We start from the raw sequence: 14,594 nt of genomic DNA on the forward strand, positions 1-14,594 counted from the left end.
AAAGGGCAAAAAAGCCCTTTATTAAATTTTTCCACCTTCAATCACTACATCATCAGCCTTAACATCATCTCCAAAATGAGCTTTTAAAGTTTCATCATAAGCCTTGTGAAAAAACTGCTCTTGACCTAGTTTGATAATCAAATTATCGATAAATTCTTTAAGTTCTTTATCGCCTTTTTTAACCGCTGGTGCGATAACATCTTTGTTACCCAGCTCTTTAATACCCATTTTAAAATCAGGATGATCTTTTACCCAAGCAAAAAGCAAGGTATTATCATGACTTAAAGCATCGCCTCTTTTATCTATCAAAGCGGCAAAAGTTTCGGTATTTTGATCGTATTTTAAAGTTTTAATATCAGGATAATTTTGCGTAAAATACGCATCTGCTGTTGTGCCTTTGTTTAAAAGCAAGGTTTTATCTTTTAAATCTTCTACGCTAGTTATATTACTATCCTTTGGTACAGCTACACCTAAAGCTACCTTCATATAAGGCAAGCAAAAATCAACCTGCTCGGCTCTTTGCGGAGTTTGAGTAAAATTAGCCAAAATAATATCTACTTTATTTGATTTTAAAAACTCAACCCTATTTGCAGCTTCAACAAGAACAAATTGTACCTTGCTTTCATCTCCAAAAAGTTCTTTTGCTATGCGTTTAGCTAAAGCTACATCATAGCCTTGATTGTTTCCTTTTTCATCTACATAACCAAAAGGTGGTTTATCGCCAAATACCCCAATCCTAACAACTCCATTTTGCTTGATCTTATCAAGAGAATTTAAAGTTTTAGAGTCAGAATTTCCTCCACAAGCAGCCAATACTACTGCAACAAAGGCCGTTAAAACACTTAGAAGTATTTTTTTCATACATTTCCTTTCTTTAAAAAATAAGCTTAAAGCTGTTGCAAAAATATATAATAATTGCAAAGTTAATTATACTTAAAATTATAAATAATACATTTGAAACAAACTAAAAAGATTTTCCTATGTGTAAAAATGTAATTAATCCCACACTCTCTTTTAGCATTGTTTAAATTTTAAGTAAAAAAAGATATAATCTTTTTTTAAAATTTTTAAGGAGAAAACTATGAAAAAAGGTATTTTTCTCTCTATTGGAATAGCTGTTTTGTTTTCAGCTTGCGGAAATTCCATAGATGAAAAAACAGTTAAAAAATATGAAAATCAACTAAATCAAACAGTTAAACAAGAAATTGCAAGTCTTTCTCAGGATTCTGGAATAAAAATTGAATTTTCTGATTTTAAATGCAATGCAGATGGTGATTTTATAGCGTGTTTAAGTCCAAATTTCAAAACTCTTGCAAAAGATAATAACGATGAGTATCAAGAACTATTTCAAGCAAAAAATATCAAAATTCGTTCAAATGAAATTTACAAAGGCGAAGCAAATACATCAATTAGCATTAAAGAATATTACAACGATCTTTTTAAAAACCAAAAAAGCATACAATCAAATTTGGTTTTTGAAGATTTTAAACTTGGAGAAAAAGTTGTTAGTGACATCAATGCAAGCTTATTTCAACAAGATCCAAAAATCAGATCTTTTATCAATAAATTAAGCTCGGATTCTTATACTTTATCATTTGATAACTCTATAAACAAACAAGAAAACAATTATCTAGATAATCTTGATATAAAATTTTATAACGCAAAATTAAATTTCAATACAAATTTAAATATAAATCTAAAAGAAGATTTGCTTAATTACCTTGATTCTAAGGGTATAAAATTTAACACTCAAACTTTAGCTATGGATGAACAAGCTATCAATGAACTTCTTAATATAGCAAACTACGAACAAGCTTCAGATTTTAGCAATACAATCCAAAAATACATCATCTTAAATAATTTTAAAATTGATTCAACTCTTAAAACCGAAGGCGTATTTAGTAGCTATATAGCAACTGCTAAGGAAAATTTACAAACCTTAAAAGCTCAAAGTCAAAATGAAGAACAAGCATTAATCTTTGATAAAGCTTTAGCTATTTTAAACAATATCACTCAAAACGATGATTATAAACTCAATCTTGATTTAAAATTTAAAAACATCCCTGTTAGTGACTATAACGCACAGGGAATCGACAGCATCGAAAAACTAAGCATCAATAATCAAGACGCCACAGAAGCGTTAAAAATTATACTTCCATTTATCATGTTTTCTATGTTAATGGGCGGAGCGTCGTTTTAAATTTTAAAATGATAAAAACTTCAAAAACATTAAAAGCAAGATTAAATTCTTTGCTCTTAATGTTTTCATAACATTAACAAAAAAGGCTAAAATGAAAATTTTATTCTCCCCTAGTGAAAGCAAAAATGAAAATTGCGTAAAAAATCCTATCAATGAAAACTCATTTATATTTAAAGAATTATTTCCTTATAGAATAAAAGCTTTAAAGCATTATGAAGAATTTATCAAAAACGCAAGTTTACAGAATTTACAAGAACTTTTTGGCATTAAAAACGAAAATGAAATTGATAAATTTAAACACGACTTAAAACAAGCTCCCACCCAAGAAGCTATAATGCTTTACACTGGGGTAAGTTATGAATATCTTAATTTTAAAGCCTTAGATAAAAAAAGCCAAGCTTATATTTTAGAAAATACTCTTATATTTTCTAATCTTTTTGGCGTTGTAAGAGCTAATGATACCCTACCCTTTTATAAATTCAAGCAAGGGGTTAAAATAGGAAATTTCACCATAGAGAAATTTTATAAAGAACATTTTAGTAAAGCCTTAGATGAGTACTTAGAAAATGAAGAAATACTTGATCTTAGAGCGGGATTTTATGATAAATTCTACACCCCAAAAAAGAAATTTTATACTTATAAATTTGTAAAAAATGGTAAAGTCATCAGTCATTTTGCTAAAGCTTATAGGGGAATTTTACTCTCCATAAGTGCAAAAAACCAAGTAGAAAACAATAAAGAGCTTTTAGCAAACCTTCCTTCAAACCTAAAACTCAAAGAAATTCAAATCAAAGGTTTAAAGGAAGAAATTGTGCTTGAAATTCTAGATTAGTTTTTATTTTAAGTATTTTAAAGCTAGCTTCGCATAATAACTTGCAGCCCTAGCTAAAAGTTTATCATTAAAAACATAACTAGAATTATGTAAATAAATGTCGTTTTCATTTTCTAAAAAAGCATAGGCACATTTTTTCATTTCGCAAAAAAATCCAAAATCCTCACTTGCCATTAAAGGACGATGATTAAATTCACAATTTTTTTCGCCAAATAATTCTTTTGCAACCTCACTAGCAAAATCCACAGCTTCATCGTTATTCATAGTCACTGGTGCAACAACATTTTTATTGATTTTAATCTCTATATCATTAGCCTGTGCAAGACCTTTACAAATTTTATAAATTTTTTCTTCAGTTAGCTTTCTAGTTTCATTATCTAATGCTCTAACACTCATTTTAATCGTTGCAATATCTGGAATGATATTAAAAGCATGTCCTGCATTAAAAGCTCCTATGCTTACAACTGCTGAATTTTGGGGATCAACATTGCGAGATACTATACTTTGCAAAGCCACAACAAGCAAAGAAGCAGCATAAATAGGATCTTTTGCCTTTTCTGGAGCACTTCCATGACCACCCCTTCCAATAACTTCAATGCTATAACTATCCGAAGAAGCCATCATCGCACCTTTTTTAAGATAAAATTTCTTATCGCTACCAAAAGGCATATTGTGCCATCCAAAAACATAATCACTATCAAATTTTTCAAACAATCCATCTTCTATCATTGCCTTAGCACCACCCAAGCCCTCTTCAGCAGGTTGAAAATAAAGATTTAGAGTACCGTTAAAATTCTGACTTGCTAAATACTTTGCAGCAAGCAATAAAGAAGTAGTATGTCCATCATGACCGCAAGCATGCATTACATTTTCTTTTTTGCTTTTATAAGGCAAATTTGTGCATTCTTGCAAAGGCAAAGCATCCATATCTGCACGAAGTCCTATTTTTTTATTGCTATTTCCCTTTTTTAAAACCCCCACAACGCCTGTTTTTCCTATTTCTTCATAAACCTCATAACCAAATTCTTTTAATTTTTGTGCCACTAATTTTGCAGTATATAATTCATCAAAACCAAGCTCAGGATTTTCATGAATTTGATGACGAATTTTTTCAAATTCGCCTTGTAAGTCTAGTATTTCTGGAATTAAATTCATTCTATTTTTCTCCTTGTATAAAATTTTCTCTTCTAGGCAAAACAAATTGTGCTAAGATCGCTGAAATAAAAATCAAAGCAAAAATATAAACAAAACCCAAAGTAAAACTATGGGTTTTATCAACACTCCAAGATACTACCCATAGGTTAAATGATAGTATAACAAAGGTAATACTCCAAAAAGCACTCATAATATAAGCAGTTTGATTTGGATTGGAAATTTTTAATTCTGAAGGTAGATTAAAGAAAAATGGAAACCACATAGAATAAAAAATGCCTGATAACACAGCAAAAATCTGTATCAATACTAAATTTTGTAAAAACAACATACAAAATCCGCATATAAAAATACACGCTCCTCCAGACAATAGCATTATTTTAAAAGAGATATTTTTTCTTTTAAAAAATAATCCAAGATAAGGACCAAAAATAATAGCAAAATTAGCCAAGGCTGGAATTTCTTTTTTAGCAAAATCAGCTAATTCTTTACTAAAACCTGCATATTGTGCATAAAAAGTTGGCAAAAAAGTAAAAAGAGAATTTAAAAATAAAATAGGCCCTATGTAAAAAATAATCATACCCCAAGTAACACGAGATTTTAGAGCATAAATAAAATCTTTTGCATTATTCTTTTTTTCTTCTTTTTTATTCTCATCTTTACCTACAAAAAGCCACAAAATCAATAAAATCAAATTAATCCAAGCATAAAATGATAAAGAATCTCTCCAATTTCCAAAATAATTTGAGATGCTTTCAGCTAAAACAAGTCCTAGGGTAATGCCTACCAAATTTGAAGTTATATTAAAACTAATTACAAAGTGCAAAGCTTTTTTTTCAAACCATTGCTGTGCAATAGGCACTAAGCAAACTAAAGCACAAGCTGAACCAAGCCCTGTTAAAAATCTTATAATCAAAATACCGCTATAACTATCTACAAAACTTAAAAATATACCTGAACTCATTAAAATACAGCCTAAAAAATATCCCTTTTTTAATCCGAATTTATAAACCAAAAAAGCAGTAAATGAAGCACCAAAAATTTTCGCGACTACTATCATGGTAGTGATTAAAGTAGCTTGCTGAGTATTTAGGGCAAGATCATTTGAAATCAAAGGCATCAAAGACCCTGTCGCTGCCCAAGAGATACTAAAAACAGCATAAACACTAAAAATGATAAATTCAACTCCAATGCGTCTAAAAAGAAATAAAAGTGATTTTTCCATATTAAAATCCTTTTTAGATATCTATTAAAATATAACATAAAAAAATAAGATATTTATTATCTTTAATTATTTTTTTAATTTAATTATTTTTTTATATATTTTTTTGTTACTTTTTGACAATTTATATATAAGTTTAAAGATAAAAAAACTAAAATACAAAATAAAAAACCCGTAAAAGTTTTTTGAAGTATTTAAATGATATATTTCAAAATCTAGTTTTAAAAAGGAAAAATATGGAATTTTTAGCATTTATTTTTTTGATTATTATATTTTTATTTGTAGTCTTTATCATCGTTACTCGCTATGAAAAAAAGATAAAATTACTCAACCAAAACATACAAAATATGAAAGAAGATATAGCCGATCTTAAAGAAACAACTCAAAAAAATCGCTCTTTAATTGAAAAAAATCGCTCTAATATAGAAAATATAATAAAATAAAACTAAGAAAGATTTGCGATAAGCTTATAGTGTTTTTTCTGATTTATCATTAAAGTAAAAATTTTTTCACTTGAATTTTCGCTTTTATTTTTATAAATCATACTTTTTAAAAACGGAAAAAGCATCGTACTAGAAGTTTTACCTTGTAAAATAATATGCATAGAGCCTTTTAAAATTCCGTACTTATAGCTCATACCGCTTGGAAATATATCAAGATTAAAACTTAAACTATCTTCATTACTATCATAATTTAAAATTTCAATTTTAACAAAGCTAATTTCTTGATCTTCTTGAGATAAATTTTTAAAAATTTCAAGTTTTTCATGTTTTTTGATAGTAACAACTTCTTGCTTACTTTCTTTAAAATCAGAAAGAAAATTTTCATTTTTAAAAATTCTTGAAAAAAATTTTAAATTTTTAAATTGCATACTTGTTTGTTTTGTGTTTTCATGTATTATTTTTTCGGATTTTAAGATGTTGTGTTCTATATCATCTTCTTGGTTTTGATTATCTTTGTTTGATTTCATGTCAAAATCTTCAACGATAATCATATCTTCAGTATCACAAATATTAAAATGTTTTACAATTTCTTCAAAAGTAAAACTGTCATCATCAAATTCCAAAAGATCTACATTTGAAGTGATAAAATCAACACCATCTCGTTCTTCAATCTTATCTTTAATCACAAAAGCATCAACACAAAAGCACGATCTTTGAATTTCATATTCAGAACTTTTGCCTTTAAATACTATCTTCATCATCACAAAGCTTTTGCTATAAGTTCTAAAGGACTAGCAAAAACAACCTTGCTTGAATTTTGTTCTAATGCATTTGAAATTTGCATTCTACAAGCTGAACACTCGGCACTTACCACACTAGCCTTACTTTCATCGATCATTTGTGCTTTTTTAAGCCCTACACTTAAAGCTCTATCATAATAATCCGTTTGCATACTCACCCCGCCAAAACCGCAACAAGTATTAGAATTACTCATTTCTACAAAATGATAATTTGTTTTTAAAAGTTCTCTTGGCTCTTTAAAAACCCCTTGCATTTTTCTTGCATGGCAAGGATCGTGATAAGTAATGCTATAATTAAATTTATTTTTTGTTTTTAAAATTTCTTCCAAAGAAGTAAATTTATAAAAATACTCGCTAGCCATATATATCTTAGATGACACACATTTTGCGCGTTTTGCCCAGTCTAAATCATTTTGCATTATAAAAAAATGTTCATAATCTATCTTTAACATAGCCGAACAAGTGGCCTCAGGAACTATAATAGCATCTAATTTTTCTAATTTTTTTTCAAAATACTCAATATTTTTTTTAGCCAAAACTTCAACACTTTTAAAATCACCCGTAAAAAATTGCGGCGCTCCACAACATACTTGTTCTTTCATCAAATCCACATTGATTTTTAATTCCTTAGTGATTTTAAGCACCGCATTAGCCGTATCTATGTAAAAATAATTCGCCAAACAACCTACAAAAAAACCTATTGTTTTTTCTCCATCATTATTGATAAATTTTGGATTAGAATTTAAGAAACTTTTTTTATTAAAACTTGTAAGTAATCTTCCCTTTTTAACAAAAGGCATGGAAAATCTTGCCTTCATACCTGTATTTTCATTCTCATTTTGAATTTTAAACGCACAACTTTGAAACACATAGCCAAGCTTAGCTACCAAATCTAAAATTTTGCGTCTTCTTAAAAAGAAAAAAATAAGTTTTTTATACCAAGCTATACCAAATTTTTTAGCTATATCATAACGAACTTCTTCTATGGCATTATCTACTCTTAATTTACTCGGACATACTTCAACACAATTGGTGCATAAAAAACAAGATTCAAAAACTTTCTTAGCTTCTTTATCAAGCTCTAGACTTCCCTCTTTATAAGCAGTTAAAAGATCTAAAAATCCTCTTGGACTAGTAATTTCATCGCGATTTTCTTCATGTATAGTACAAACAGGTATACATTTGCCACATTTAACGCAAGCATCACTTATTTGACTAAATTTCATCTTACACCGTTTTTGAGAATACTTTTTTATCTTCACTAATGTTTTTCATATAAGCATCAAAACACATAGCAATATTTCTTATAAGCAAAACGCCTGTTTCATTGACTTTGATAAAATTTTCATCAAAATTAATAAAATCTTTGTATTCTTCCAAAGCTTTTAAATCCTCTTTAAAATACTCCTGAAAATCAATGGAAAATTCTTTTTCTATTGACTTAATATCAAGCTTAAAATTTGCCATTAACTCCATAATCACTGCTTTTCTAAGCTCATCATCATCGCTTAAAGCTACGCCTCTTTCAAAAGGCAAAACTCCTCTATCTAATGCAGCTTCATAACTTGACATATCTTTAAAATTTTGCGCATAATGTCTTTGCCCTTCGCCTATACTTGTAAGCCCAATACCGACTAAATCAGCACCGCCTTTGGTAGTATAACCTTGGAAATTTCTATGCAAAGTTCCATTTTCTAAAGCTTTAAAAAGCTCATCATTTTCTTTTGCAAAATGATCCATTCCTATCATTTTATAACCATTTTTGCTTAAAAATTTCTCACAAAATTCTAAAATTTCAAGCTTAACATCAGGACTTGGCAAGGTATTTTCATCAAATTTTCTCATATTTTTCTTAAGCCAAGGCACATGAGCGTAATTAAAAATCGCCAAACGATCAGGGTTTAAAAGCATAACTTTTTCTAAAGTTTGTGTAAAGCTTTGTAAATTTTGATAAGGCAAACCATAAATTAAATCCATATTTACAGACTTTATCCCTTTGCTTCTTACAAGATTTAAAGCATTTTGTGTTAATTCAAAAGACTGGATGCGATGAATTTCTTTTTGAACTTTTTCATCAAAATCCTGCACTCCAAAGCTGATACGATTAAAGCCATTTTGCGTTAAAACTATGGCTTGTTCCTCATTTAAAAAACGCGGATCGATCTCACAGCTAATCTCTGCATCTTTAGAAAAATTTCCAAAAACAGATCTGATTTTTAAAATCAAACTTTGAAGTTGTTTAGCGCTAAAAAAAGTTGGAGTTCCGCCACCAAAGTGCATTTGCACCACTTCTCTTTTAGTATCTAAAATGGTACTTAAAATATCAAGCTCTTTAAAAATATAAGTTAAATACCTTTCTTTACTCTCTTCTTTTGCAGTATAGATGACATTGCAACCACAAAAATAACAAGCACTCCTACAAAATGGTAAATGAAAATAAAGCGATAAAGATCTATCTTGTTTTTTTAAAATTTCTATATATTCTTCGTATTTGAAATTTGTATTAAACTCTACTGCTGTAGGATAAGAAGTATAGCGTGGTCCTGCTTTAGAGTATTTTACAAAAGCTTTATAATCTCTCATTTTGGTTTACCCTTTCTATCATCGCTTGCATATCTACAAATAAATTTGGATGCTCTTGTTTGATTTTAGAAATTAATTTTTCAAGATCAATACTAACTTCCATAGTGCCATTTTGTGCCTTTTGCTTGATCTCATCCATAGCAACCGTCCAAACATCGTTAAAATCTACAGGAATTTGCTGATAAATCGCCTTTTCTAAACGCAATTCAAAATTCTCTTTTTGACTTTGTTTTAAACTTTCAAGTATATTCTTAAGACTTTGTAAAGAAAGCAAAGTGTGAATTTCATCGTTTTCATCGATCACAAACCAAGGCTCAGGAGAATCAAAACTTCCATTTTCAAGAACTAAACATTTTTCGTTTTCATTCTCGCTTTGCTTCATTTTAAAAATCGTTCTATCTTTTTTCTTTATTCCTAGATTTTGACTAAATTCATCAATGCGTTTTAAGCAAGTGCTATATTTTTCTAGCTCTTTCATTCTCTTCCTCTCTGATTATCCAAAAAGCAAAGCAAGGCTTTTGCCACATAAAGGCGATTTCTTGCTTCTTCAAAAATCACATCTGCATGTTTTTCAAAAATTTCTTCACTCACTTCATAACCCCTATAAGCAGGCAAACAATGAAGCAATATCGCGTCTTTATTGGCAATGCTCATAGCCTTTTCATCGATCATAAATCCTTCAAATTGCTTAATCTTGCGTTCTTTTTCATTCTCTTCACCCATGGAAACCCAAGTATCGGTGATGACTACATCTTTATCCTTTAAGGCTTCAAATTTATCATGGCTTAAGGAAATTTTAGCTCCTGAAATCAAAGCCTGTTTCATAGTAAATTCCCAAATTTCAGGGCTAATTTTATAGTTTTTTGGCATAGCTATACTAATTTCAAAACCCAAAATCGCAGCCGCAATAAGCCAAGAATTGCACATATTATTACTATCTCCGATAAAAGCAACTTTTGCTATACCATTTTGCATTTTATTCCATTCTTTGATAGTAAGCAAATCCCCTAAAACCTGAGTAGGATGATAAAGCTCGCTTAAAGCATTGATCACAGGAGCTTTAGAATATCTTGCAAATTCGAGTAAAGTTTCATGTTTATTGACTCTCATCATCACAAAATCAACCATCGCCCCTACCACCCTAGCTGTATCCTTTACAGGCTCGCCACGACTAAGTTGTAAATCATTGCTACTTAAAAATAAAGCCTTTCCGCCAAGCTCTGTTATGGCTAATTCAAAGGCCATTCTTGTTCTTGTAGAGTTTTTTTCAAAAATCATTGCTAAAGTTTTATCTTGTAAAAGTTTTTTAGGCTCTTTTTTTAACTCGCTAGCATGATTTACAAGGCTTAAAATTTCCTCCTTAGAAAAATCTCTTAAAGTTAAAAAATGTTTCATTTTTCTCCTTTTAACATTTTAGCTAATTCTTTGGCATGATAAGTGATGATAAGCTTTGCCCCTGCTCTTTTAAAAGCTATTATAGTTTCATACAAAACTTTTTCATAATCAATCACTCCTGCATTTTTAGCTGCCTTTAACATAGCATACTCTCCGCTTACATTATAAACACACAAAGGCAAGTTAGAATGAAGGGATATTTCTTTAACCACATCAAGATAAGCAAGAGCGGGTTTTACCATCAAAATATCAGCTCCTTGTGCTTCATCTTCCAAGCTTTCTTCTAAAGCTTCTTTACCATTAGCAAAATCCATTTGATAGCTTTTTCTATCTCCATAACTTGGAGCTGACTCTGCTACATCTCGAAATGGCCCATAATAACTTGATGCAAATTTAGTAGAATACGCCATTATAGGCAAATTTTCAAAACCTTCCTTATCTAAAGCTTTGCGCAAAGTAGTGATAACACCATCCATCATTCCACTAGGTGCTATCATATCTACCCCTGCTCTTGCATGAACTAAGGCTTGCTTGGCTGAAATTTCTAAAGTTGCATCATTATCTACGCTTTTTGTTTTTGGATCGATAATCCCACAATGCCCGTGATCTGTGTATTCGCAAAAACAAAGATCACTGATTATAAAAAGATCTGGAAAATTTTTCTTAATCTCTCTTATACTTCTTGCAACAAGCCCTTCATCATCTAAAGCATCGCTTCCACAACTGTCTTTTTTCTCATTTTCTAAAACACCAAAAAGTATAATGGCTTTAATGCCTAAATTAACTACATTTTGACACTCTTTTAAAATTTCATCTAAACTCATTTGAAACACATCAGGCATAGAAGAAATTTCTTTTTTTATCCCCGTTCCATTAACCACAAAAAGCGGATAAATCAAGTCATTTACACTTAAAGAATTTTCCCTTACCATAGATCTTAAGTTTTCATTAAGCCTTAATCTTCTAAATCTTTTAAACATTTTTTTGTCCTTTTTTTGCTAAAATCTTAACATAAATTTGATTATAGAGAGTAGTAAATGGAAATAAAAATTTCAGAAATTGCGAATTTACCTAGCAAATGGGGAAATTTCCAAATGCAAAGTTTCAAAGAAAACGATAAAGAACATTTATGCATATTTAAAAACACTCCAAAAGATACACTCAATCTAAGAATTCATTCAGAGTGCTTAACAGGAGATGCTTTAGGAAGTTTAAAATGCGACTGCGGAGAACAGCTTGAATTTTCGCTAAAATATATAGAAAAGAATGGCGGAATGGTGATTTATCTTAGACAAGAAGGAAGGGGTATAGGGCTTTTTAACAAGGTTAATGCTTATGCTTTACAAGATAAAGGTTTTGATACGATTAAAGCCAATCATCAGCTTGGCTTTAAAGCCGATGAGAGAACTTATGAAATTGTAGAATTTATACTCAAACACTATGGAATTTCTAAGGTTAATTTACTCACAAATAACCCTGAAAAATTAGATTCTATCAAAGAAAAAATCATCACACGCGTACCGATTTTAATAGAACCTAATCGTTTTAATGCAGAGTATTTAAACATAAAACAAACTCAAATGGGACATCTTAAATAAATGATTTTTAAAGATTATGATTTTTTACAAAACTATGATTTAAAAAACTTTGAAGAAAAAATAAAAATTTATAAAGAGTTATTATCTAAATTTAACCGCATTCACAATCTTACTCATTTAAAAAATATAGATGAAAATATCTTTGATAGTATTAAAATTTTAGATTTTTGTGATTTTTCTAAAGCAAAAAATATCGCCGATATAGGAAGTGGCGCAGGATTTCCAGCTGTATTTTTAGCCTTTTTATTACAAAGTAATTTTCATCTTTTCGAACCTAATCCCAAAAAAGCTGCTTTTTTGCGGACACTAAAAATAGAATGTGAACTCTCAAATTTACATATTTACAAAGAAAAAGTTCAAGAATGCCAAAATACCTTTAAAGCCGATATCATCACCTCAAGAGCCTTAATGGATGTCAAGCCTTTGCTTGAAATTTGCAAAAATCTAAAAGATGAAAATACGATTTTTATTTTATGGAAAGGCAGTGAAGTTTATCAAGAACTTGAAAATATAAAAGATTATGAAATTTTTGAAAATAATTTAAGAAAATATTGTATTTTAAAGTAGCCTTAAGGCTACTTTTTATTCTGCTAAATCAGCATTAAAACTGATATCCACCAAAGGCCAAGAAATTCCACCATGTCCTGCAGCAACATCGCTTAATGCTTTTAATGCTTTAGAACCATTTTTAAAAGTATGCAAATCAAGTTGTCCTTTAGCTTCAAATTTATTATCTTTGATAGTATAAGTTAAAGGCACAATAGTACTTTTTTTATCCATAGTAATTTTTGCTGAAATAACGCCTTTATTTTCACCCGCAATCACATCTTGAAAAACAACTTTAATATCCGTATCTCCCAATAAAGCAGGGAAAAATACTTTTGTGATATTATTGGTTATAATATCATTGCCTTCACTCATAAAAGCATTGCTTGGCTTTATGGTAGCTTTAGCGCCTTTAAGATAACTTGCCAAATCCTTTATATTTTTAGAAAATTTATATTCTACATTTTTAAATTCACCTTTTGTTCCTATCATATCTTTAGTTTTATATCCTTCAAAAGAAACCTTTAAACTATCTTCTTTAAAAGATACAGCACTTAAAGCCGAAGCTAACAAGCAAGAACTTAAAACACTTACAAGAATTTTTTTCATCTTTATTCCTTTTTAATAAATTTAATTAATGAATTAAATTATATTCTTAGTTGATTAATAAAATAAAATTTTCTAAAATAAAAAATAATTTTTATTACCAAAGTATACCTTTAAAAGCTAAGGTTAAAAAATATCCTCCAAAAATCAAAACAAGCCCTAAAACAAAAGCCAAGCCAAATACCCTAGAGCCACTTTTTAAAAATTTTTTAAAGTCAATTTGCAAGCCTAAAGCTGCCATAGCAAAAACGATACATAAAGTACAAAGTGTTTTACCTAAAGAGATGATATCGCTCGTAGCAATACCTAAAATACTTTCTTTACTTGCTAAATAAGTATTTAAAACTATCATGCCTAAAAATGCAAAAGCAAAATAAGGTATAGTGATACTTTTTGCAGTTTTTCCACTGCTTGAATGCTGGTTTTTAGCGAAAAAATAAGTCACTATAAGCAAAAAAGGCACAAGTAAAATCACTCTCATCATTTTTATAATCACTGCAACATTAGAAGCACCTTGCTCAAATCCTGCCATATCCTTTGCCATTTCAGCAGCACCTGCGACATTTGCCACCTCATGCAACGTAGCTCCCATAAAAACACCCATAGCATTTTGATCAAAAAAAGGAAAAAGATTTAAAGAAAAAGCTATGGGATATAAGAACATAAATACAAGTCCAAAAATCACCACCGTACCTACAGCTAAAATTCCCTTAAAAGGATCACTTTTCAAACTTGACTCTAGTGCTAAAACCGCTGCCGCACCGCAAATCGCACTTCCGGCTCCAACAAGCATAGAAGTTTCTTTATCGAGTTTAAAAATTTTCGTTCCCACAAATAAAGCAATAATAAAAACAAAAAATATCACTATAGCAGAAAGCAAAAATCCTTTCAATCCTACACTTAAAAGCTCAGTTAAAGTGATATTAAAACCATATAAAACAATGCCAAGTCTTAAAAGTTTTTTCGCACTAAAATGCACTCCGGCTTGAAAATGATGTTGGTATTTAAAAAACCAAGGAGAAAGCAATACTCCTATGATGATAGCAAAAGCAGTCGCTGCTAAATGAGTGGTATCTTTGATACTTTGAACGCTAGAAAGATACATAGTAAAAATCACTATACAAGCAGTAAAAAGCAAACCCTTAAAATTTGAACGCACTATAGCCACGCTATGTGCTAAAAAACTTGTTTTCATTTATTTTCCTTTTTGTAAATTT

Annotated in this window: 16 protein-coding genes; 5 read left to right on the plus strand and 11 right to left on the minus strand. The window is 29.8% G+C overall.

The features are described 5' to 3' along the window. Positions 1–21: 21 nt before the first annotated feature. Positions 22–861, minus strand: coding sequence for a cysteine ABC transporter substrate-binding protein (locus ELQ06_RS07865; protein ID WP_052798053.1), 840 nt, complete (start codon positions 859–861; stop codon positions 22–24). A 220-nt stretch (positions 862–1,081) separates the two neighbouring features. Between ELQ06_RS07865 and jlpA the strand changes: the two genes are divergently transcribed. After that, on the plus strand, positions 1,082–2,200 hold the full coding sequence (gene jlpA, locus ELQ06_RS07870; protein ID WP_002875015.1) for a lipoprotein adhesin JlpA: 1,119 nt from the start codon (positions 1,082–1,084) through the stop codon (positions 2,198–2,200). 91 nt (positions 2,201–2,291) lie between these two features. Continuing rightward, positions 2,292–3,032, plus strand: a complete 741-nt coding sequence (yaaA, locus tag ELQ06_RS07875) for a peroxide stress protein YaaA (protein ID WP_052798054.1) — start codon at positions 2,292–2,294, stop codon at positions 3,030–3,032. Positions 3,033–3,035: 3 nt separating this feature from the next. On the opposite strand, the gene ELQ06_RS07880 is transcribed toward yaaA, so the two are convergent. Together ELQ06_RS07880 and ELQ06_RS07885 are read right to left on the minus strand one after the other, a co-directional pair. After that, complete coding sequence (locus ELQ06_RS07880) at positions 3,036–4,187, minus strand: M20 aminoacylase family protein (protein ID WP_052798055.1); 1,152 nt, start codon at positions 4,185–4,187, stop codon at positions 3,036–3,038. Position 4,188: 1 nt separating this feature from the next. Continuing rightward, on the minus strand, positions 4,189–5,409 hold the full coding sequence (locus tag ELQ06_RS07885; protein ID WP_052798056.1) for an MFS transporter: 1,221 nt from the start codon (positions 5,407–5,409) through the stop codon (positions 4,189–4,191). 233 nt (positions 5,410–5,642) lie between these two features. On the opposite strand from ELQ06_RS07885, the gene ELQ06_RS07895 reads away from it, so the two are divergent. After that, positions 5,643–5,849, plus strand: a complete 207-nt coding sequence (locus tag ELQ06_RS07895) for a membrane protein (RefSeq protein ID WP_002853356.1) — start codon at positions 5,643–5,645, stop codon at positions 5,847–5,849. Positions 5,850–5,851: 2 nt separating this feature from the next. Here the strand turns inward: ELQ06_RS07895 and ELQ06_RS07900 are convergent, their stop codons facing one another. The 6 genes from ELQ06_RS07900 to hemB are packed head-to-tail and all read right to left on the minus strand — an operon-like array spanning position 5,852 to position 11,607. Beyond that, positions 5,852–6,613, minus strand: a complete 762-nt coding sequence (locus tag ELQ06_RS07900; protein ID WP_079460124.1) for a DUF5416 family protein — start codon at positions 6,611–6,613, stop codon at positions 5,852–5,854. Beyond that, positions 6,610–7,875 (minus strand): (Fe-S)-binding protein, encoded by a 1,266-nt coding sequence (locus ELQ06_RS07905; protein WP_002853398.1) that lies wholly within the window; start codon positions 7,873–7,875, stop codon positions 6,610–6,612. The genes ELQ06_RS07900 and ELQ06_RS07905 overlap by 4 nt, the downstream gene beginning before the upstream one ends. Before the next feature lies 1 nt (position 7,876). Continuing rightward, the gene (gene hemN / locus ELQ06_RS07910; RefSeq protein WP_052798058.1) at positions 7,877–9,232 is read right to left on the minus strand and encodes an oxygen-independent coproporphyrinogen III oxidase; all 1,356 of its coding nucleotides are present in this window, start codon (positions 9,230–9,232) and stop codon (positions 7,877–7,879) included. Next, positions 9,219–9,710, minus strand: a complete 492-nt coding sequence (locus ELQ06_RS07915; RefSeq protein ID WP_002853412.1) for a DUF2603 domain-containing protein — start codon at positions 9,708–9,710, stop codon at positions 9,219–9,221. Before ELQ06_RS07915 ends, hemN begins: the two co-directional genes overlap by 14 nt. After that, complete coding sequence (gene argF / locus ELQ06_RS07920; RefSeq protein WP_134237503.1) at positions 9,707–10,627, minus strand: ornithine carbamoyltransferase; 921 nt, start codon at positions 10,625–10,627, stop codon at positions 9,707–9,709. Before argF ends, ELQ06_RS07915 begins: the two co-directional genes overlap by 4 nt. Continuing rightward, the gene (gene hemB / locus ELQ06_RS07925; protein WP_052793815.1) at positions 10,624–11,607 is read right to left on the minus strand and encodes a porphobilinogen synthase; all 984 of its coding nucleotides are present in this window, start codon (positions 11,605–11,607) and stop codon (positions 10,624–10,626) included. Before hemB ends, argF begins: the two co-directional genes overlap by 4 nt. 57 nt (positions 11,608–11,664) lie before the next feature. Here hemB and ribA point away from each other — a divergent pair, with 57 nt between their 5' ends. Both ribA and rsmG read left to right on the plus strand, forming a co-directional pair. After that, the gene (gene ribA / locus ELQ06_RS07930; RefSeq protein ID WP_002893228.1) at positions 11,665–12,225 is read left to right on the plus strand and encodes a GTP cyclohydrolase II; all 561 of its coding nucleotides are present in this window, start codon (positions 11,665–11,667) and stop codon (positions 12,223–12,225) included. Then, entirely contained in the window at positions 12,226–12,792 is a 567-nt protein-coding gene (rsmG, locus tag ELQ06_RS07935) for a 16S rRNA (guanine(527)-N(7))-methyltransferase RsmG (RefSeq protein ID WP_052798059.1), read from the plus strand. Between the two features lie 15 nt (positions 12,793–12,807). Here the strand turns inward: rsmG and ELQ06_RS07940 are convergent, their stop codons facing one another. After that, on the minus strand, positions 12,808–13,380 hold the full coding sequence (locus ELQ06_RS07940; protein ID WP_052798060.1) for a hypothetical protein: 573 nt from the start codon (positions 13,378–13,380) through the stop codon (positions 12,808–12,810). Positions 13,381–13,474: 94 nt separating this feature from the next. After that, the gene (locus tag ELQ06_RS07945) at positions 13,475–14,572 is read right to left on the minus strand and encodes a YeiH family protein (RefSeq protein ID WP_052798061.1); all 1,098 of its coding nucleotides are present in this window, start codon (positions 14,570–14,572) and stop codon (positions 13,475–13,477) included. Positions 14,573–14,594: the final 22 nt, after the last annotated feature.

The sequence above is a fragment of the Campylobacter sp. CH246 genome, assembly GCF_004378835.1.
In the GTDB taxonomy this organism is placed as follows: domain Bacteria; phylum Campylobacterota; class Campylobacteria; order Campylobacterales; family Campylobacteraceae; genus Campylobacter_D; species Campylobacter_D jejuni.